17 protein-coding genes and 1 tRNA gene are annotated in these 19,079 nt (G+C 69.6%); 6 read left to right on the top strand and 12 right to left on the bottom strand.

The window, feature by feature from the left end:
• Nucleotides 1–126: 126 nt before the first annotated feature.
• Nucleotides 127–591 carry a GatB/YqeY domain-containing protein gene (locus ACIBKX_RS23470; protein ID WP_363273788.1) on the bottom strand — a complete coding sequence of 155 codons (465 nt, stop codon included), beginning with the start codon at nt 589–591 and terminating at the stop codon, nt 127–129.
• A 75-nt stretch (nt 592–666) separates the two neighbouring features.
• Here ACIBKX_RS23470 and ACIBKX_RS23465 point away from each other — a divergent pair, with 75 nt between their 5' ends.
• Together ACIBKX_RS23465 and ACIBKX_RS23460 are read left to right on the top strand one after the other, a co-directional pair.
• Nucleotides 667–1,596, top strand: a complete 930-nt coding sequence (locus ACIBKX_RS23465) for a metallophosphoesterase (RefSeq protein WP_363273789.1) — start codon at nt 667–669, stop codon at nt 1,594–1,596.
• Nucleotides 1,597–1,718: 122 nt separating this feature from the next.
• Nucleotides 1,719–1,792 (top strand) — tRNA-Pro (locus ACIBKX_RS23460).
• Nucleotides 1,793–1,858: 66 nt separating this feature from the next.
• Here the strand turns inward: ACIBKX_RS23460 and ACIBKX_RS23455 are convergent.
• From ACIBKX_RS23455 to ACIBKX_RS23445, 3 genes are all read right to left on the bottom strand, one after another.
• Nucleotides 1,859–2,611 (bottom strand): dienelactone hydrolase family protein, encoded by a 753-nt coding sequence (locus ACIBKX_RS23455; protein ID WP_363273790.1) that lies wholly within the window; start codon nt 2,609–2,611, stop codon nt 1,859–1,861.
• Nucleotides 2,612–2,674: 63 nt separating this feature from the next.
• Entirely contained in the window at nt 2,675–3,904 is a 1,230-nt protein-coding gene (locus ACIBKX_RS23450; protein ID WP_363273791.1) for a winged helix DNA-binding domain-containing protein, read from the bottom strand.
• 136 nt (nt 3,905–4,040) lie between these two features.
• Nucleotides 4,041–4,883 (bottom strand): nuclease-related domain-containing protein, encoded by an 843-nt coding sequence (locus tag ACIBKX_RS23445; protein WP_363273792.1) that lies wholly within the window; start codon nt 4,881–4,883, stop codon nt 4,041–4,043.
• Nucleotides 4,884–5,244: 361 nt separating this feature from the next.
• Between ACIBKX_RS23445 and ACIBKX_RS23440 the strand changes: the two genes are divergently transcribed.
• Nucleotides 5,245–7,473, top strand: coding sequence for a hypothetical protein (locus tag ACIBKX_RS23440; protein ID WP_363273793.1), 2,229 nt, complete (start codon nt 5,245–5,247; stop codon nt 7,471–7,473).
• A gap of 263 nt (nt 7,474–7,736) precedes the next feature.
• Nucleotides 7,737–8,288 (top strand): hypothetical protein, encoded by a 552-nt coding sequence (locus ACIBKX_RS23435; protein ID WP_363273794.1) that lies wholly within the window; start codon nt 7,737–7,739, stop codon nt 8,286–8,288.
• A gap of 41 nt (nt 8,289–8,329) precedes the next feature.
• Here the strand turns inward: ACIBKX_RS23435 and ACIBKX_RS23430 are convergent, their stop codons facing one another.
• A complete protein-coding gene (locus ACIBKX_RS23430) occupies nt 8,330–9,154 on the bottom strand; it encodes a class I SAM-dependent methyltransferase (RefSeq protein WP_363273795.1) in 825 nt (274 codons plus the stop codon).
• Between the two features lie 185 nt (nt 9,155–9,339).
• Here ACIBKX_RS23430 and ACIBKX_RS23425 point away from each other — a divergent pair, with 185 nt between their 5' ends.
• A complete protein-coding gene (locus tag ACIBKX_RS23425; RefSeq protein WP_363273850.1) occupies nt 9,340–11,112 on the top strand; it encodes a prolyl oligopeptidase family serine peptidase in 1,773 nt (590 codons plus the stop codon).
• A 132-nt stretch (nt 11,113–11,244) separates the two neighbouring features.
• Nucleotides 11,245–12,093, top strand: coding sequence for an SURF1 family protein (locus ACIBKX_RS23420; RefSeq protein WP_363273796.1), 849 nt, complete (start codon nt 11,245–11,247; stop codon nt 12,091–12,093).
• Between the two features lie 173 nt (nt 12,094–12,266).
• Here ACIBKX_RS23420 and ACIBKX_RS23415 read toward each other — a convergent pair whose 3' ends face one another.
• The 7 genes from ACIBKX_RS23415 to ACIBKX_RS23385 form a co-directional block, all read right to left on the bottom strand.
• A complete protein-coding gene (locus tag ACIBKX_RS23415) occupies nt 12,267–13,445 on the bottom strand; it encodes a hypothetical protein (RefSeq protein WP_363273797.1) in 1,179 nt (392 codons plus the stop codon).
• Nucleotides 13,442–14,101, bottom strand: a complete 660-nt coding sequence (locus ACIBKX_RS23410) for a SigE family RNA polymerase sigma factor (RefSeq protein WP_363273798.1) — start codon at nt 14,099–14,101, stop codon at nt 13,442–13,444. The genes ACIBKX_RS23415 and ACIBKX_RS23410 overlap by 4 nt, the downstream gene beginning before the upstream one ends.
• Nucleotides 14,102–14,558: 457 nt before the next feature.
• Entirely contained in the window at nt 14,559–15,617 is a 1,059-nt protein-coding gene (locus ACIBKX_RS23405) for an aspartate-semialdehyde dehydrogenase (protein WP_363273800.1), read from the bottom strand.
• On the bottom strand, nt 15,614–16,885 hold the full coding sequence (locus tag ACIBKX_RS23400) for an aspartate kinase (protein ID WP_363273801.1): 1,272 nt from the start codon (nt 16,883–16,885) through the stop codon (nt 15,614–15,616). Before ACIBKX_RS23400 ends, ACIBKX_RS23405 begins: the two co-directional genes overlap by 4 nt.
• Nucleotides 16,886–17,156: 271 nt before the next feature.
• Nucleotides 17,157–17,594 carry a PIN domain nuclease gene (locus tag ACIBKX_RS23395; RefSeq protein ID WP_363273802.1) on the bottom strand — a complete coding sequence of 146 codons (438 nt, stop codon included), beginning with the start codon at nt 17,592–17,594 and terminating at the stop codon, nt 17,157–17,159.
• Nucleotides 17,591–17,869, bottom strand: coding sequence for a type II toxin-antitoxin system VapB family antitoxin (locus ACIBKX_RS23390; protein ID WP_363273804.1), 279 nt, complete (start codon nt 17,867–17,869; stop codon nt 17,591–17,593). The genes ACIBKX_RS23395 and ACIBKX_RS23390 overlap by 4 nt, the downstream gene beginning before the upstream one ends.
• Before the next feature lie 64 nt (nt 17,870–17,933).
• The gene (locus tag ACIBKX_RS23385; protein WP_363273805.1) at nt 17,934–18,968 is read right to left on the bottom strand and encodes a hypothetical protein; all 1,035 of its coding nucleotides are present in this window, start codon (nt 18,966–18,968) and stop codon (nt 17,934–17,936) included.
• Between the last annotated feature and the right edge of the window lie 111 nt (nt 18,969–19,079).

The raw sequence follows: 19,079 nt of genomic DNA, 5'->3' as shown, positions 1-19,079 counted from the left end.
GTTCCCAAGAGCGGCAGGGCCCCTCCCTAAGGCGAAAGGGCCCCCTTCTGAAGAAGGGACTCCGCAGCCGGTCAGGCTTCTTAAGAAGAGACTCCGCAGCCGGTCAGGAAGGGCCCCCTCAACCGGTCAACCGGCCAGCAGCTTCTTCACGACGGCGGCGACACGGCCGCCCTCGGCGAGCCCCGCGACCTTCGGGTTGACGATCTTCATGACCTGCCCCATGGCGCGCGGCCCCTCGGCACCGGCCGCCTTGGCCTCCTCGACGGCCTGGGCGACGATCGCCTGGAGCTCGTCATCGGAGAGCTGCTTCGGCAGGTACTCGGCGAGGATCTCGCCCTCCGCCTTCTCCTTGGCGGCCTGCTCGGTGCGGCCGCCGTTGGCGAAGGCCTCCGCGGCCTCACGGCGCTTCTTCGCCTCGCGGGCGATGACCTTCTGCACCTCGTCGTCGGAGAGCTCACGGGCCGACGTGCCCGAGACCTCCTCCTTCGTGATCGCGGTGAGGGTCAGCCGGAGCGTCGAGGAGCGCAGCTCGTCACGCCCCCTGATCGCGGCGGTGAGGTCTTCCTGAAGCTTCGACTTGAGCGTGGTCATGCGGTGATTGTCGCAGGTGCACACGGCCCGACGCCCGCCGATTTACCGACCCTTCGGGTCTGACACGATGGACGTATGCGCGCGCGATACGCAGTACCCCTGGGCATCACGGCGACGGCTGCGGCCGGTCTCGCCTACTCGGTGGGCTTCGAGGCCCGCTCGTTCCGGCTGAGGCGGGTGACGGTTCCCGTGCTGCCGCCGGGCATGCGCCCTCTGCGGGTCCTCCAGGTGTCGGACATCCACATGGTGTCCGGGCAGCGCAAGAAGCAGCGCTGGCTCCGCTCGCTGGCGGGCCTGCGCCCCGACTTCGTGATCAACACGGGCGACAACCTGTCCGACCCGGAGGGAGTCCCGGAGACGCTGGACGCGCTCGGGCCACTGATGGAGTTCCCCGGGGCGTACGTCTTCGGCTCGAACGACTACTACGGCCCCAAGCCGCGCAACCCCGCCCGCTACCTCGTCGAGAAGGTCCAGGGCAGGCACGGCCTGAACGGCAACGCGCCGGCCGTCGGCGTGATCCACAACCCCTGGGAGGACCTGCGCGACGGCTTCGACGCGGCGGGCTGGGTCAACCTCACCAACACCCGGGGCGCGCTCAAGATCGAGGGCTACGAGATCGGCCTCACCGGCCTGGACGACCCGCACATCAAGCGCGACCGGTACGCGCGCGTGGCGGGCGGTCCGGACACCGGCGCGGACTTCTCCATGGGCATCGTGCACGCCCCGTACCTGCGCACCCTGGACGCCTTCGCCGCGGACGGCTACCCCCTGATCCTGGCGGGCCACACGCACGGCGGCCAGGTCTGCATCCCCTTCTACGGGGCGCTGGTCACCAACTGCGACCTGGACACGGACCGAGTCAAGGGCCTGTCCTCCCACGAGGCGGAGGGCAACCGCTCCTACCTCCACGTCTCAGCGGGCTGCGGCGCGAACCGCTACACGCCGATGCGGTTCGCCTGCCCTCCGGAGGCGACGCTTCTGACCCTGACACCGCGCGTGTCCTGAGGCCCCGGGACCCGGTTCCGGGGCACCCCCCGAAAACCGGATTTCGTCTCCGGCCGCCGGTCCGCTAAAGTAATCGATGTCGCCACGGCCTGCAGCAATGCGGGACGGTGGAGCAACGACATCGGGGTGTAGCGCAGCTTGGCAGCGCGCTTCGTTCGGGACGAAGAGGTCGTGGGTTCAAATCCCGCCACCCCGACAGCGTAGTAACAGGTCAAGGGCCTGATCCGGAAGCGGATCAGGCCCTTGCTGTGTTTCTCGTGGCTCACTTTGTTGCTGGTAGGCACTCCGCAAGCAGGGCCACCACGTCGTTCCAGGCTCGTTGGGCGTGGCGGGGGTGGTGGGCCACGCCGGGGACTGTGCGCTGGTTCACCGGGGGGTGGTGGAAGGCGTGGAGGGCTCCGCCGTACGTCGTCAGGCGCCAGTCGACGCCCGCGGACTGCATTTCTGCCGTGAATGCCTCCCGTTGTGCAGGCGGCATGATGGGGTCTTCCGAACCGACTCCGGCCCATACCGGGCAGCGGATGTGGGACGCCTCGCCCGGTTGGCCCGTGGTCAGGGCGTTGACCGTGGCTATCGCTCGCAGGTCGATGCCCGCGCGGCCCAGTTCCAGGGCTATTGCGCCTCCGGTGCCGTAGCCGATGGCGGCTATCTGGGTGGGGTTCGTTCGCGGTTCGGCGCGCAGTACGTCCAGTGCCGCATTGCCGATGTCCCGCATTCGGTCGGGGGCGGCCAGCAGGGGCATGCAGCGGGCCAGCATCTCCTCGGGCTCGGACAGGTACGTTCCGCCGTGCAGGTCGAAGGCCAGCGTCACGTATCCCAACTCGGCGAGGGCGTCGGCCCGGCCGCGTTCGACGTCGCTCAGGCCCGGGCCCTCCGGGCCCAGCAGTACCGCGGGGCGGCGGTCCGTGCCGGGTGGGAGGGCCAGGTGTCCGACCATCGTCAGGCCGTCTGCCCGGTACTCGACCGTGCGGACCGTGCAGGTTGTCGGCGCCGTACCCACTTGCATCTTCGTCATGGGGCTCGAACGTAGTCATCCTGTGCGTCGGGCGGGGGTTGCTTAGCCCACGGCAGAGCGGCTTCATTCCGAGAGGCGGCGCTCCAGTGGCGTGCGGAAGCTGGGGCGGATGCGAATGTCGCCGAAGTAGGCCGCCAGGCGGGTCGCCTCCGCGGCGATCGACTGGTGAGCCTCTCGGCCGATGTCCTCCGTCGACAGCAACTCCGTGACGATTTCGCCGTCCGGGCGTTGGGTCCAGCTGCCGATGATGCGGCCGTTCCACCACACCGTGGGGCCGATGTTGCCGTTCGTGTCGAAGAGTTCGGGTACGTGGGTGGGGTCCAGGTAGAAGTCGCGGTGCCGCCAGCCCATGGGGGTCGGGTCCAGGGCCGGGAGCAGGGCCGCCGAGGGGGGTGGGGTGGGGGGATCGGTTACTTGCTCGGGGAGGGCGTGGCCCGGGCCTTCGGTGAGGTCTACCTCGATGGCCTCGGTGCGGGACAGGGCCTTGCGGGTGTCCGTGAGGGTCCAGCCCGTCCACCACTTCACGTCCTCCGTGGTGGCGGGGCCGAAGGCCGTCAGGTAGCGGGTGGCCAGCTCTGCCTTGGCCTCGTCGGGCGCGAGTTCAGGGTGGGGTTCTGCGATCGTCCAGCGGTATTGGGAAGAGGCCCAGGTGCCCAGCGGGCGGCCCCGGCGGATGCGGCTTTCGGCTGCCATCACGGACAGGAAGCGGCTCGTGATGCGGGGCCTCGCCTCGTACGGCTTGCCCGGCGCCATGACGATCTGGGCCTTCAAGGCCGGAACAGCGTCCGAGAGTTGGGCCGCGGTGGCCTCGCCCAGGTCGGTCAGGGCCGCCAGCACGTCCTTCTCGATCTTGCTGAACCAGCGGTCGTCGTAGCCGAGTTGGTCGTTCAGGGTCTTGAGGAGGTTCTTGCGTTCTCGGGCCGCCACGGTGCGGGCCGTCGACGCGTCCACGGCCGGCGCCAGGTCGCGGGGGACCACGAACATCGTGCGGCGCATGCAGAGCATCCGCAGGAGCGTGTGGTCCTCGTACAGGGCGCGTTCCAGCTCCGCCGTGGAGGGGCTCCCCATGCGGGCCGCCGTCGAGAGGTAGACGCTGGCCGGGTCCGTGGCATGCAGGGCCAGCAGGGCGTCGACGACCTGTTCGGGGGACTTGGCCCGCGTGGTCGGGGTCAGCAGGTGGCGGGTGACGAGTAGGGCTCGGCGGTGTTCGTCCGTGAACTTCGGGCGGGAGGAGGAAGAGGAAGAGGAGGGGGAAGAGGAGAGGGGAGGGGGAGGGGTGGGTGAGTTGGTCATGGCGGGCGCGCCGTTTCCCTTCGGTCGAAGCCGTCAGGCGTCCAGTGTGCCCAGCCGGTCTGACAACGGCCGATGATGTCGGCGGGCATTCCGTGGCGAAGGGGCGCGGCAGGGTGGCCGCTCACGGCGCCGCGGTTCAGGCCTTTGCCCAGGTACGCGGGTCCCTGGCCGCGGCGTAGACCTTCGCCAGCTCTGAAGGCGCCAAAGCCCCCTTCAACGGCCGGAACGCCGACAGTTGCCGCGCGGTGACCACCCGGACGTCCAGAAGGCTGGGCACCGTTCGGATCTCCGTCGCGCCGACAATGGCCAGCACGGGGTGGACCTGCACCGGAAAGCCGCAGGCGAGGGTGAGGGCCCTGGTCACTCGTGCTGCCTCCGCCCTCGCCTTGCGCACATAGGGCTGTGGCTTGCCGTGGTTGATCCTTGCGGACTCGTCCCCGACCCAGACCCTTGCCTTGCGGTGATGTTTGGTGTTGATGCTGAACACGCCGCCGGGGCCCATCAGCAAATGGTCCACATCTACGTTGCGGGCGAGCGGTATCGAATGCAGCGCGTGCCAGCCGAATCTCTCCAGCCTCCGGAGTTCGGCACCGACGATCTCCTCGCCCACGAGTCCGGCGCGCCAGGCGCTCGCCTCTGTGCGGCGCCCCAGCAGCCGGGCGGCCAACTCGCGCCACGCGCCTTGTGAGACCTCGGCAAGCTTGTCCTGGACCTGGCGACCGGGGCGATTCGCCGCCAGGTCTTCGGCGGCAGTCCCCTCCGGGACGGGACGGGGCGCAGCCGTCGCCCGCATGGGCTCCTTGCCCTCCAGGTACGAGCTGAGCGCGGACTGCGCTTGGGAGCGGTACTCCTCGACGAGGATGTGCAGTTCACCGTTTCGGCGGTCCAGCCAGGCGACGCTCTTGCCGCCGGGCAGGCTCACATAGAGCCGGTCATGCCCGTACCGCTTCCACGGTGAGACTCGTAAGCCGCCGCTCATGCTCCGCCCCCAGGGTCCGATCCGCCGAAGGCCATGGGATCAGCCGCCCCGCGCATGCCGCAAGGACGCCGCGTCCGCCGCCGACGGAGGCGGGCCGCCCCAGGGGAGGTCTGATCGCCGCGCATTGAGGCATATGACGTAGGTCTACGTCGTACGTAGGGCCCGTCCTCTGCGTGGATCCCGACTGCGCTACGTCGTACGACAGTTGCGCGCTCCTCACTCTGCGCCGCTCCCCCGGTCGCGTGCTGTCCGCGATGGGATGCGGTGCCATCCTGGGCCGAAAGGCCAGGGGGAGGCCGTCATGGGTGGAGTGCCGGGGCCGCCGCGGAGTCATGAGGAGAGGCTGGCCGGGGGCGAGGTGGTGGACCTTCGACCCGTTGCGGGGGTCGCCGTCGATGCCGGGGATGGGGCCGGCTGGGGGGACGAGCGGGTTGTCGAGGCAGGCCTGCTCGCGGAGTTGTTGATCAAGCCCGTCGACAGCAGTCCCCGCGGTACGCACCGGGTGCTGTGGCTCGCCGGGGCCCGCATCGTCGGCGTACTGGATCTGAGTGCCGCCGTCCTGACCCGGCCCCTGCATCTCGAGGACTGCTACTTCGAGGCCGAGCGGCCGCTGTTGTTCGACGACGCCCGTGCCGTCCGCATCCAGCTGCCGGGGTGTCATGTCCGCGGATTCCAGGGCAACGCCCTGCACACCCAGAACGATCTCTGTCTCGGCGACCGGTTCACCGCCTCCGGTGAAGTCAGGCTGCAGGGCGCGCACATCCACGGCACCCTCGACTGCGACGACGGTGTCTTCAGCCGGCCGGGAGGGCTCGCGCTCGACGCCAGCAGGATGGTCGTCGACGGAAGCGCCTGGTTCGAGCGGACGCGGCTGACCGGGCTCGTCCGGCTCATCGGCGCACGGATCGGCGGGCAGTTCAACTGCGCCCGCTCCACCTTCGACAACAGTGCTTCGACGCTGGATCACGTCGTCGCCCTCGATGCCTACGGGCTTGAGGTCAAGGGCACGGCCTTTCTCCGTGAGCAGTTCTCCGCCGTCGGCGAAGTGCGGATGAGCGGGGCGCGGATATACGGCGAACTGGACTGCTCCGGAGGTAGTTTCCGCAGCCAGGGAACCAATTCCGTCGCGCTCAATCTGTACGGCACCGCAGTCGGCGGCACGATGTTGTGCGGGCAGGAATTCAGCGCCGTGGGCGAGGTGCGGATGATCGGCGCCCGGATCGGCGGCGGGCTGTATCTGCATGACAGCACGTTCACCCATGAATCCGCCGAGGGAAAGTCCATCGACGCCGAACGGCTCACCGTCGAGAGCACCATGAAATGCTCCGACGGATTCACCGCCACCGGCCAGGTCGACCTCACCGGGGCGCGGATCGGGGGCGATCTGGATCTCCGCAAGGGGAAGTTCACCGTGCGGGCCTCCGGGCGGAAGGCTCTCGACGCCAAGCGGGTCACCGTCGGCGGGACGATGAAGTGCTCCGACGGATTCACGGCCACCGGCGAAGTCGATCTCGCCGGCGCGCGCATCGGGGGCGATCTCGACTTCCGTCGGGGGACTGTCATCGGGCGGAATGCGGGTGGGGGTGCGGGTGGGGGTGCGGGTGGGGATGGGGGTGCGGGTGGGGGTTTGGATGCCGGTGGCGGTGACGGTGACGGTGACGGTGGCAGTAGCCCCGCTGCCGGTTCCGCTTCCTCCACCGGCGACAAGTACTGCAAAGCCCTCGACGCCAAACGGCTCACCGTCGAAGGCACCGCCAAATGCTCCTACGGATTCACCGCCATCGGCGAAGTCGATCTCACCGGGGCGCGCATTGGTGAACTGGAGTGCATGGACGGGAGTTTCACCGCGGTTCCGCCCGGCAAGTGCGCCATCACCCTGCTCAGCGCGGAGGTCACCAGGGGGGTTCAGTTCCTGCCGCGGCGGCTTTCCGGGTTCGTGGACCTGCGGTCCGCGAAAGTCGGGCGCTGGTACGACTCGTATGCGGCCTGGAGCGGCGGGCATCCCGTCCGGCTCAATGGATTCACGTACAACAGCATCGGATCCGAAGAGGAGATGAAGACGAAGCAGCGGCTCGAATGGATCAGCCGCGACACCGAGGGATTCGTGCCGCAGCCCTATCGGCAGCTGGCGGACGTCTATCGGCGTGAAGGCAGTGACCGGGACGCCCGCGAAGTTCAGATCAACGCGGAATGGCGTCGGCGCAACCATCCCAAGACCTCGACCGAAAGGCTGCTGCACCCCTTGCGGACCCTGTGGAAGGTGGTCCTGCGGGGCACCGTCGGATTCGGCTATCAGCCGTGGCTCATCATCGGGCCGATCATCGGCCTCTTCTCCTTCGGCTGCTACTGGTTCAGCCGTGCCGAGGGGCGCGACGACATCGTGCGGGGCAGGAACCTCGATACGGACGTGAAGTTCAACGGGGCGATCTATACCGCCGATCTGCTGGTCCCGGGGGCCAATCTGGGTGAGCGCTCACGTTTTGTCGCCGTGGACGGCACGGCCTATTGGGCGGCCGGTTACACGCTCGCCGGATGGGCGCTCGCGGCCATGCTGATCGCGGGGCTGACGGGGGTCTTCAAGCGGCTCTGAGGGTGAGGTGCGGAGTACTCTGGGCTTACGTCGCCGCTCTGGCCGCTCCCGGAGGAGTGTGAGTGACATGGAAACCGCCATCGCTGTCGCCGTCATCTGCGTGATGGTCGTCCTGGGGGTTCTGGTGATCCACCGAATGCGGCCGCACTGACTCGACGTGACCGATCGCCGACGCCCCGTTCCGCTCTCCGTTCCATGGTGTCACCATGCGGAGTCCAGGGGTGTCGAGGCGTGTCCTCGGTGGGGGCGGGCGGGAGGCGCAGATGGCTGAGGTTTTCTTGCGGCGGCTGTCTCGGTGGCAGGCGGAACAGCAGCGGGAAGCGGTGGCCGATGTCTACGTAGAGGCCTATGCAGGGCCCGTCGGCGCCGAGTACGCCGACCGGCAGGTGTTCCTGAGCCGCTTCGAGAGCACCGTGCAGCGGCCCGACTTCGACATGGTCGTCGCCGACTCCGGGGGCCTTGTCGGATGTCTCTACGGATATCGCGCCGAGCGCTCCGGAGACTGGTGGCAGGGCTTTCGCGGCATCCTGCCGCCGGAGGTCGAGGAACGCACCGCCTCCGGGAGGGTCTTTCTGCTGACCGAGCTGATGGTGGTCCCCGCCTTCAGGCGGCAGGGGGTGTCGAATCGCCTTCGTACGCTGCTGCTGACCCGGCACGCGGCGGAGCTCGTCGTCGCGGTGATCGGCCGCGACGACGAGCTGGGGCGTGAGGTGCTGCGCTCCTGGGGCTGGACGAAACTCGGGGAGTTCGGCCCTGCCGATCAGTCGGCCCGTGAGGGGTGGATGCGGCCGGCTCCCGCCGCGATGACGCCGTAAGCCGCCCCGCAGCCCGAGCCTCAGGCCTCAGGCCTCAGGCCTCAGGCGCGGGACGCCTTCAAGGAGTACATGAGGGGGATCCGGGGGCGGGACGCCGGGAAGCGGTACGTGCCGTCGCGGAGTTCCAGCGTGCCGAAGCGCTCGAAGAGGGTGCTGTCGTGCTCGTGGAGGAAGTCGATGCGCAGGCCCGCCGACGCGAGCGCCGTGACGACCTCGCCGATCGGGTGCTGCCACTCCACGCTGCGGTTGTGGACCGTGGGCGTGGTCACGTCCGCGTACCCGCCGGGGGTCTCGTCGACCCAGGCGTCGTCGGCGAAGTAGTCGTACTCGATCCGGGAGCCCGTGGCGTCGTCCAGGACGTCCGTGAGCGGATGGAATTCCGCGAGGTAGAGGAAGCCGCCGGGCTTCACGAGCGCGGCCGCGGTCTCGGCCCAGCGCTGGATGTCGGGGAGCCAGCACAGTGCGCCCACTCCCGTGTAGACGATGTCGTACGACGAATCCGGCACCGCGGCGGCCGCGTCGTACACGTCGGCGGCGACGAACGACGCCCGGTCCGCGCCGAGGCCGAGATCGGCGGCGAGGTCGCGGGCCGCTTCGACGGCGGGCTCGGAGAAGTCGAGGCCGACGACGCGGGAGGCGCCGTGCCGGGCCCAGGACAGGGTGTCGAGGCCGATGTGGCACTGCAGGTGGAGCAGCGAGCGCCCGGTGACGTCGCCGACCTCAGCCAGCTCGAAGTCGCGCAGCGGGTCCTTGCCGGAGCGGAAGGATTCCAGGTCGTAGTAGTCGCTGGCCATGTGGAGAGGGACGCGTTCGTCCCAGCGTCTTCGGTTGGCCTCGCGCCAGTCGGCGGGGGTCGGGGAGTACATGGCGAAAAGTTATCCACAGGCTGGGGACCCTCGCCAGCGGATTGTCGGCGGGGGCGTGCACTATGGGGGCCATGAGCGATTTGGGTGCGGGTGCGGGTGCGGCAGCGGGTTCGGGTTCGGCAGCGGCGGCAGGTTCCGGCTCGGGTGTGGGGGACGGTTCCGGCTCGGGTGTGGGGGACGGTGCGATGGCGGACTGGGAGAAGCGGTTCCGGGCGCCGCGGGTCTCCCTGCCCGACTGGGCCGAGGAGGCGCCGAGCCGCTCCCTGTTCGTGTCGAACGCGACGGGGACGTACGAGCTGTACGCGTGGGACCGCGAGACCGGCGGGCAGCGCCAGGTGACGGACCGGCCGAACGGCACGACGGACGGCGTGCTCTCGCCGGACGGCGAGTGGATCTGGTGGTTCAGCGACACGGACGGCGACGAGTTCGGCGTGTGGCTGCGCCAGCCCTTCGCGGGCGGTGCCGACGAGCCCGCGGTGCCGGGTCTGGAGGCGTCCTATCCGGCGGGGCTCGCGCTCGCGCGGGACGGGCGGATGTCCGTCGTCGGGCGCTCCACGGACGAGGACGGTTCGACGATCCACGTCGTGCCCGCGCCGGGCGCGGACCCCGTGGAGATCTACCGGCACCGGGAGTCCGCCGGCGTCGGCGATCTCTCCTACGACGGTTCGCTCATCGCGATGGAGCACACGGAGCACGGTGACGCGATGCACTCCGCCCTGCGGGTGGTCAGGCCCGACGGCTCCACGGTCGCCGAGCTCGACGACACCGAGGGCGGCACGGTCGAGCTGGGTCTTGAGGTGCTCGGCTTCGCGCCGGTCGACGGGGACACGCGGCTGCTCGTCGGGCATCAGCGGCGGGGGCGCTGGGAGCCGATGGTGTGGGACGTCGCCTCCGGCGAGGAGACGGACCTGGCGTTCGACCTGCCGGGGGACGTGAGCGCGGAGTGGTATCCGGACGGATCGGCGCTGCTGGTCGCGCACAGCTTCGAGGCCCGCAGCGAGCTGTTCCGGTATGGGTTCGCGACGGGTGACCTTGTCCGGGTCCAGACGCCCGCGGGGTCGGTGTCGGGGGCGACGGCGCGGCCCGACGGCAGCGTGGAGTACCTGTGGTCGTCGGCGGCCGAGCCGCCGGTGGTGCGGTCCACGGCGGGCGGCATCGTGCTCGACCCGCCGGGGATGAAGGCTCCGGCGTCCGTGCCGGTCGAGGACGTCTGGGTGGAGGGGCCCGGCGGGCGGATCCACGCCCTCGTACAGAAGCCGGAGGGCACGAGCGGCCCGCTGCCGACCGTGTTCGAGATCCACGGCGGGCCGACGTGGCACGACAGCGACGCGTTCGCCGCGGGCCCGGCGGCCTGGGTGGACCACGGGTACGCGGTGGTGCGGGTCAACTACCGCGGTTCGACGGGGTACGGCCGTGCGTGGACGGACGCGCTCAAGCACCGGGTCGGGCTGATCGAGCTGGAGGACATCGCGGCGGTGCGGGAGTGGGCCGTGACGTCCGGGCTCGCGGACCCGGAGCGGATCGTCCTGGCCGGCGGTTCCTGGGGCGGGTACCTCACGCTGCTCGGCCTCGGCACGCAGCCCGACGTGTGGGCGGTGGGGCTGGCGGCGGTGCCGGTCGCGGACTACGTGACGGCGTACGGCGACGAGATGGAGGCCCTGAAGGCGATGGACCGCACGCTGCTCGGGGGTACGCCCGAGGAGGTGCCCGAGCGCTTCGAGGCGTCGTCTCCGCTCACCTACGTGGACGCGGTGAAGGCGCCGGTCTACATCTCGGCGGGGGTCAACGACCCGCGGTGCCCGATCCGCCAGATCGACAACTACGTGGACCGGCTGAAGGCGCGGGACGCGGTGCACGAGGTGTACCGGTACGACGCGGGGCACGGCTCGCTGGTCGTGGACGAGCGGATCAAGCAGGTGCGGTTGGAGCTGGACTTCGCGGCGCGGTACCTGCGGTAGGCGGGGCCTGCGGTGGCCGGGAGGGGTGTGCGGGGGGTGCGTGGGGTGCGCGGCGGGCGCGGGGTGCGCGGCGGGCGCGGCGTCGCCAACCCCCGGGCGGGGCTCCCTGAGGGCGCCCCGTACCGTGGGGGTGTGTACCGGTTCCTGCTGACGCCCCGCTGGTGGGGGATCAACGTCTTCGTCCTGCTGGCCATCCCCGTCTGCATCTTCATGGGCTCGTGGCAGCTGGGGCGGTTCGAGGACCGGGTCGAGGCGCATGAGTCCGCGCAGGAGCAGGCGGATCGGCAGGCCTCGCCGGCGCGTACCGAGGCTGATGCCCGGCCGCTGGAGTCGCTGCTTCCCGTCGACAAGGAGACGTCCGGGGAGCGGGTGTCGGCGACGGGGCGGTACGGGAAGCAACTGCTCGTGCCGGACCGGAAGTTGGACGACAAGTCCGGGTTCTATGTGCTGACGCTGCTGCGTACTGACAGTGGCAAGGAGCTTCCGGTTGTCCGGGGGTGGTTGCCGGGGAAGGCGGGCAGTGGCTCCGTGCCTGCGGCGCCTCGCGGGGAGGTCACCGTTACGGGGGCGCTTCAGGCCTCCGAGAACCCTGGGTCCAATGGGGTCAGTGCGGCTGGGGGGTTGCCTGAGGGGCAGCTGGGGGCGATCAGTGCGGCGTCCCTGGTGAATCTCGTTCCGGGGGCTGTGTACGACGCGTGGGTGACCCTGGATGAGGGTGACTCGGGGATGAAGGCGGTGCCGGCTGTGGCGCCGGACAACTCCGGGCTCGATCTGAAGGCGTTCCAGAACCTCGGTTACACCGGGGAGTGGTTTGTCTTCGCGGGGTTCGTCGTCTTCATGTGGTTCCGGCTGTTTCGGCGGGAGCGGGAGTTCGCGCGGGATGCGGAGCTCGGGTTGTTGCCGGAGGGTCCGGGTGCGGATGCGGATGTGGATGCGGGGGCTGGGGCTGAGGCTGAGGCCGGGGCTGCGCGCGGGGCGTAGGGGCTAGGGCGTAGGGCGTTTCCCTTTCCCCGACCCCGCCCCTTCCCGAAGGTTCCGGCTGCCGCCGGTCTTGCAGCGGCCGCCATCACCGGCTCCGTCGAGTTCGTCCTCAAACGCCGGACGGGCTGAAAAGACTCTCGGCGTCATCGGGTGCGCGGGTGGGCACCCGACCGTTACGACGCCGACAGCATGCCCGTCCTGTAGATCGTTCCCGCGCACGCGTTGCTGATCGTCGTGCCCGTCGTGGGCGCACCCGCCGCTGCCGTGAGGGACACCGTCACGCTGCCCTCCAGGACACCGCCGTCCTCGCGGACCATCTGGGGTTCCGCGCCGCCCGGGGTGCCGCCGTCCGTGCCGCCCGCACCGCCGCCGTTGCCCTCCGTCGGGGAGGGGTCGGGGGTGGGGTCGCCGCCGCCACCGTCCGTGGGGCAGGACTCCGAGGGGACCCAGGCGAACCGCACCTCGTACGCCTCGCCGGGCTTGAGGACCAGCTGGCTGACCGCCTGCGCCGGGTCCGGCAGGGCCGTCGCCGCGTCGCCCGCGACATGATCCGTGACGTTGATCTTCGCGTCGTCGGCCGCGCCCGCCACCGACGTCGAGACACTGCCCGCCGCGCTGACCGTGCAGCTGCTGCCGGAGATGTTGGCGACGCGGAAGGAGCCGTACACCTTGCCGTCCGCCTCGGCCGTCCCGGCGCTGCCCGACGCGTTGCCGAGCTGGTCGATCGCGCAGGCCGGGGCGTCCGTGGACGCCGTGCCCTCCGGATCGGGGCCGCCGGTCGCGCCGCCGCTGGCCTCGCCCTTCTCCTTGTCGCCCTTCTTGTCTTTCTTGTCCTTCTTGTCCTTGGACTTGGAGGGGCCGGAATCGCCGCCCTCGCCCTTCTCGCCCCCGTCCGGACCCTTGCCCTCGCTCGAACCGCCCTGCGTCTGCTCGCTGTTGCCCGCGATCGACGGGCGGTCGTCCGAGCCGCCCGAGGAGTTCGTGACATGAACCAGAGCCGGAATGGCCGTACCGATGAAGAGCGCGGCAGCCGCCATGCCGACCACGGCCTGGCGCTTGCGCGCGCGGCGGGCCGGGACCGCGTACCGAAGACGCTCGAGCGCCTTGTCGTTCGGCTCGATCTCCTGGACGGCCTGCCGCATCATCCGCCGCAGGGCCAGCTCGTCCGACCCGAAGCCGTCACCGTCAGCAGCACCCGCGTCCGTGCCAGCGTCCGCGTCAGTACCGGTCCCCGCCTTCGGTCCGGTCGATTCCTCGCCCTGGCCCTGGCCGTGGTTCACAGTTCCGTCCCCAGCATGCTGCTCAAACTCGGCGTTCTCTTCGTGCTCTCGCCCGTACTCATGCTTGCTCATGCCGGGGCCTCCATGGCGATCCGGAGAGCCGCGATCCCGCGCGAACCGTACGCCTTCACCGAGCCCAGCGATATGCCCAAGGTCTCGGCGACCTGCGCCTCGGTCATGTCCGCGAAGTACCGCAGGACGAGGACCTCGCGCTGGCGGCGCTGCAGGCCCCGCATCGCCTTGATCAGCTCGTCCCGCTCCAGGAGGTCGTACGCGCCCTCCTCCGCGCTCGCCATGTCAGGCATCGGCTTGGAGAGCAGCTTCAGCCCGAGGATCCGGCGTCGCAGCGCGGACCGCGAGAGGTTCACGACCGTCTGGCGGAGGTAGGCCAGGGTCTTCTCCGGGTCGCGGACGCGTTTACGCGCCGAGTGCACCCGGATGAACGCCTCCTGCACCACGTCCTCGCAGGACGCCGTGTCGTCGAGGAGCAGTGCCGCCAGGCCGAGCAGCGACCTGTAGTGGGCGCGATAGGTCTCGGTCAGGTGGTCGACTGTGGTGCCCGCGCTCATCGTCTCGTCAGCGCCCTCGCGCTGAGTCGGGATGCGGGCTGACCGCGTGGTGGGCATGGGCGCGATCACCGGCATGCCGCCGGGCGCGCGGGGACGGCGCGGCGGGCGCAGGGCCACGCCCCTCGCCTGTACCGCTGTGAAGTCGAGTACCTCTGCCACGCCTGTTGGACACGCTTACCCCCCTGAGGGTTGTACGCATCGCGCAGTGCGTTTGCGGCAGGCACCGCCTCCGGCGACGGTGACGAAGCATCGAATGCCCCCATGCGTACCAGCTCTTCCCCTATGCCCCATTGTTTGCAGCGCTTCAGGCCGCCCCCTGGAGGGCGATCACAGAGACGCGCCCCGCCCTGCTGCCGGTTGCAGTGGACGGGGGCGAATCTTCGAACGCGGCGATGGTCCAGTTCAAGCGGCCCTGGCCACCAAGTTGGACACAGAACTTACACAGATCCCACAAGGACTTCCGCTTCGGGGACCGCCAGATACCTTCAGGGACCCTAAGGATTCGCCTCCGGGCACCCTCAGGATTCGCCTCCAGGGACCCTCAGGATTCGCCTCCAGGGACCCTCAGGATTGGCCTCCAGAGGCCCTCGGGATTCGCCCCCAGGGCCCCTCGGGGCTACCGCCCGGTGAACTCGGCCGCCACCAGCTCCGCGATCTGCGCCGTGTTCAATGCGGCCCCCTTGCGCAGATTGTCCCCGCAGACAAACAGCTCAAGAGCGGTCGGATCGTCCAGCGAGCGCCGCACCCGGCCCACCCAGGTGGGATCGGTGCCGACCACGTCGGCGGGCGTCGGGAACTCCCCGGCCGCCGGATTGTCGAAGAGCACGACACCCGGAGCGGTCGCGAGGATCTCGCGCGCGCGGTCCACGGTGACCTCGTCCTCGAAGCGGGCGTGGACGGTCAGCGAGTGCGTCGTGACGACCGGAACGCGTACGCACGTGACGGCGACCTTCAGGTCGGGCAGACCCAGGATCTTGCGGGACTCGTCCCGCACCTTCATCTCCTCGGAGGACCAGCCGTCCTCCCGAAGCGACCCGGCCCACGGCACCACGTTCAGCGCCACGGGCTCCGGGAAGGGCCCGGTGTCGTCCCCGACGGCCCGTCGTACGTCACCGGGGCTGGTGCCCAGCTCCGAGCCCGCCACCAGCGAAAGCTGCCGCCGCAGCGTGTCCACGCCGTCCCGCCCCGCACCGCTCACGGCCTGGTACGAGGAGACGATCAGCTCGCGCAGCCCGAATTCGGCATGCAGCGCGCCAATGGCGACGATCATCGACAGAGTGGTGCAGTTCGGGTTGGCGACGATGCCGCGCGGGCGGACGCGCGCGGCATGCGGATTGACCTCCGGGACGACGAGCGGAACGTCCGCGTCCATCCGGAAGGCGGCGGAGTTGTCGACCACGACGACGCCCTTGGAGGCGGCGAGCGGCGCCCACTGCGCGCTGACGTCGTCAGGCACGTCGAACATCGCCACATCAACACCGTCGAAGACGTCCTCGCCCAGCGCGACGACCTCGACCTCCTCACCGCGCACGGCGACCTTGCGGCCGGCCGAGCGCGGCGAGGCGACGAGTCGGATCTCGCCCCAGATGTCGGCGTGCTGCGACAGGATCTGGAGCATGACCGTGCCGACGGCCCCGGTCGCTCCGACGACCGCGAGCGTCGGCTTACGGGTCATCGGCCGGTGCCCCCATAGACCACGGCCTCGTCGGTGTCCGAGTCGAGCCCGAAGGCGGTGTGCACGGCGCGCACCGACTCGTTCACGTCGTCGGCACGGGTCACGACCGAGATGCGGATCTCGGAGGTCGAGATCAGCTCGATGTTCACGCCCGCGTCGCTGAGCGCCTCGAAGAAGGCGGCGGTGACGCCGGGGTTGGTCTTCATGCCCGCGCCGACCAGCGAGATCTTCGCGATCTGGTCGTCGTACCGAAGAGAGTCGAACCCGATGGCGGAGCGGGTCTTCTCCAGGGCGTCGATGGCCTTGCGGCCCTCGGCCTTGGGCAGGGTGAAGGAGATGTCGGTCAGACCGGTCGAGGCGGCCGAGACATTCTGCACGACCATGTCGATGTTGACCTCGGCGTCCGCGATGGCGCGGAAGATCGAGGCGGCCTCGCCCGGCTTGTCCGGGACGCCGACGACCGTGATCTTGGCCTCCGACGTGTCGTGCGCGACACCGGAGATGATGGCCTGCTCCACCTTGCGGTCCCCTTGCGGTTCGTTGCTGACCCATGTGCCCTGCAGCCCCGAGAAGGACGATCGCACGTGGATCGGGATGTTGTAACGGCGGGCGTACTCCACACAGCGGTGGAGCAGCACCTTGGACCCGGAGCTGGCAAGCTCCAGCATGTCCTCGAACGAGATCCAGTCGATCTTCCGGGCCTTCTTCACGACCCGCGGGTCGGCGGTGAAGACACCGTCGACGTCGGTGTAGATCTCGCAGACCTCGGCGTCGAGCGCGGCGGCGAGGGCGACAGCGGTCGTGTCCGACCCACCACGGCCGAGCGTGGTGATGTTCTTGCCCTCCTGGCTGACACCCTGGAAGCCCGCGACGATGGCGATGTTGCCCTCGTCGATGGAGTCCCGGATGCGCCCAGGGGTCACGTCAATGATCCGCGCTTTGTTGTGGACGGAGTCGGTGATGACACCGGCCTGGCTGCCCGTGAACGACTGGGCGGCGTGGCCCAGGTTTTTGATCGCCATGGCGAGCAATGCCATGGAGATCCGCTCTCCGGCGGTCAGTAGCATGTCGAATTCACGCCCGGCAGGAATCGGTGAAACCTGCCCGGCAAGATCGATCAACTCATCCGTCGTGTCACCCATGGCGGACACCACGACAACGACCTGATGGCCGTTCTTCTTGGCGTCGACAATCCTCTTGGCGACCCGCTTGATGCCCTCGGCATCGGCTACGGAGGAGCCTCCGTACTTCTGCACGACAAGGCTCACGTGCGCTCCTCGCTCAGTCCGTCCTTTACCGCATGCTGCGGTCGGCTCAGTCTAACGAGCGGCCGAAATTCGCCTCGCCAATATCACATGGTGAGATGTCCCGCTCACTACGTGATCATTGCCGGGCATACGCTCCCGCTGCTCGGGAGGTACGTTCCGACCGCTCGGACGGTCACATGCCCGCTGTGGAGTGGGGCACTCCGGAAAGTGGGGTGGGTCACAACCTGCCGGTTGGGGGGAGCGGGGCTGCGACCCTCCCCTCGGGGTCGCCTCAGCCTGCGGCTGTCGCGTCCGCCGCACCCCGGTCGATCACCCAGCGGCTGGCGTACTCCGTGAGCTCGGCGATCTGGTCGTAGTCCTCGTCGTAGTGGAGGACGGTTGCGCGGTGGCGTTGGGCGGTGGCTGCGATCACCAGGTCCGCGGTGGAGAAGGCCCGGTGGTTGCCCTTCTCCACCGCCTTGTCCTGGGTCTCGATCGCCGTGTCCCACACCTCGTCCGGGCAGGGCAGATAGTCGAAGCTGCGCAGCAAGTGCGTCAGCCGCTCCGCGTCCCTCCCGTCACGTGCCGAGTACATCGACTCGATGTGGACGACACCCGTAATGCACAGCAGTCCACGCCGGTGGAGCTGGTCGAGCACTTCCGCGACGGCGGGCTGTCCCCAGCGGGCGAGCGCGGACTTGTCGATGAGGTATCGCTCGCGCTCGCTCATGCCGCCGAGGCCCCCTCGCCGTGCTCGTTCGCACCGTGCTCGTTCCGCACGTCGTACTGCAGGTCGATCTCACCCGACTTGATGTCGTCGATGAACTCCTGACGGCGTACGTACATCGCCAGGCGCATGGCAGCCTCGCGCACCGCTTCTTCGTCCGTCTCCACGTCGAACACCTTGCGCAGGTCGGCGAGGAAGCCTTCGTCCATCTCAATGGTGACGTTGCGGGCCATGTCCGGCTCACTCTCCACGGGACGTGTCACGGGGTTCTCCTTCACGATAGGTCTCCTTCGGGTTGCGGGCCTTGCGGTTGTGCGGGGCCCGGGGCATTTGGCGCCCGGTTCAGCGGGGCTTCGGGGCGAGGCCCGCCGCACGGCGCAGTTCGGCGACTCGTTCGGTTACGTCGACGACTTCCGGCTCCGCCGGGGGGCGGGGATCGGGGGTGCGGGGCCTTGCCAGGAACGTGTCCGGGATGGTTCGGAGGGCCTCGGCTGCCGCTTCCTCCGCCGCCTCCGCCGTGCATTGCTCGCAGCCGCAGGGTTCGGTGTCGGCTCTGCATTCGGCGCAGATTCCCTTGATCAATTCCGTGGAGGTCGCGGGCTCTTCGCAGAGTCCGCAGATCATGACGGCGCGGGTTACGCGGGCGCGGAGGCGGGTCTTGGCCGGGGGCTTGGGGGGCATCTTGTTCTCCAGTCGGGTACGGGCGAGGCCGCCCGGGTTGGTGACCGTGGGCGGCAGCCCTGCGGTCAGGGCTTCGGTGAGGGCCTGTGGGGTCGCGCCACGTTCCAGCCACTTGGCTGCGAGGGCTTCGAGGGCTCGAAACTCGACTTCGGAGAGGGCCATCCGGCTGTCGGTGGCGCGGAGTTGGGCGAGGGTGGCGTAGGCGGGGGTGGGGTTGGGGGCGGCCTTGGGGGCGGGGGCCGGCTCGGGTTGGAGTTCGGGGGTGGGCTCGGGTTCGAGGGCCTCGGCCTCCGGCTCCTGTCGTTCCGCTCGCGCAAGTCCCGGGTGGTATTCGTGCGTTACGTCGATGCCGTGCAGCTCACGGACGAACTCGGCCCACCACGCCTCTGACCTGCGCGTACGCGACCAGTACGTACGGGTCACCCAGCGCATCGAGTCGTCCTCGGCGGTGAGGTGTTCCTTGATCCAGCGGAGGTGGCCCGCCTCGACCAGGCGCCGGTTCGAGGTACGGACGGCCTGCTGGCCGTACTTGGGGTGCGCGGCAGCGATCGCCTTGTAGCCCATCGCGGAGCCGTCGGCGAGGTGGTCGATGAAGGTCGCGAGTTCGGCGTCGCGGGGGCACAGATGCCCGAAATCAGCCTCGGTGTACGGGTCTTCGTCACCCGCTCGGCGCTTCCCGTAGCCCGTTTTGGCCATGGGGTGGGACGGGGACGGCAGAACGGGATTAGGGTGGCAGTAAGCCACGGTCGAGCTCCAGTCGATCCGTAGGACTAGGCCTCGGTCCCGGTGTTGGTAGCACCGGCCGAG

Source organism: Streptomyces sp. NPDC050658 (assembly GCF_044457025.1).
Taxonomy (GTDB): Bacteria; Actinomycetota; Actinomycetes; order Streptomycetales; family Streptomycetaceae; genus Streptomyces.
Note: the sequence above shows the minus strand (reverse complement) of the source record. Positions and strands in the feature narration are given on the sequence as shown.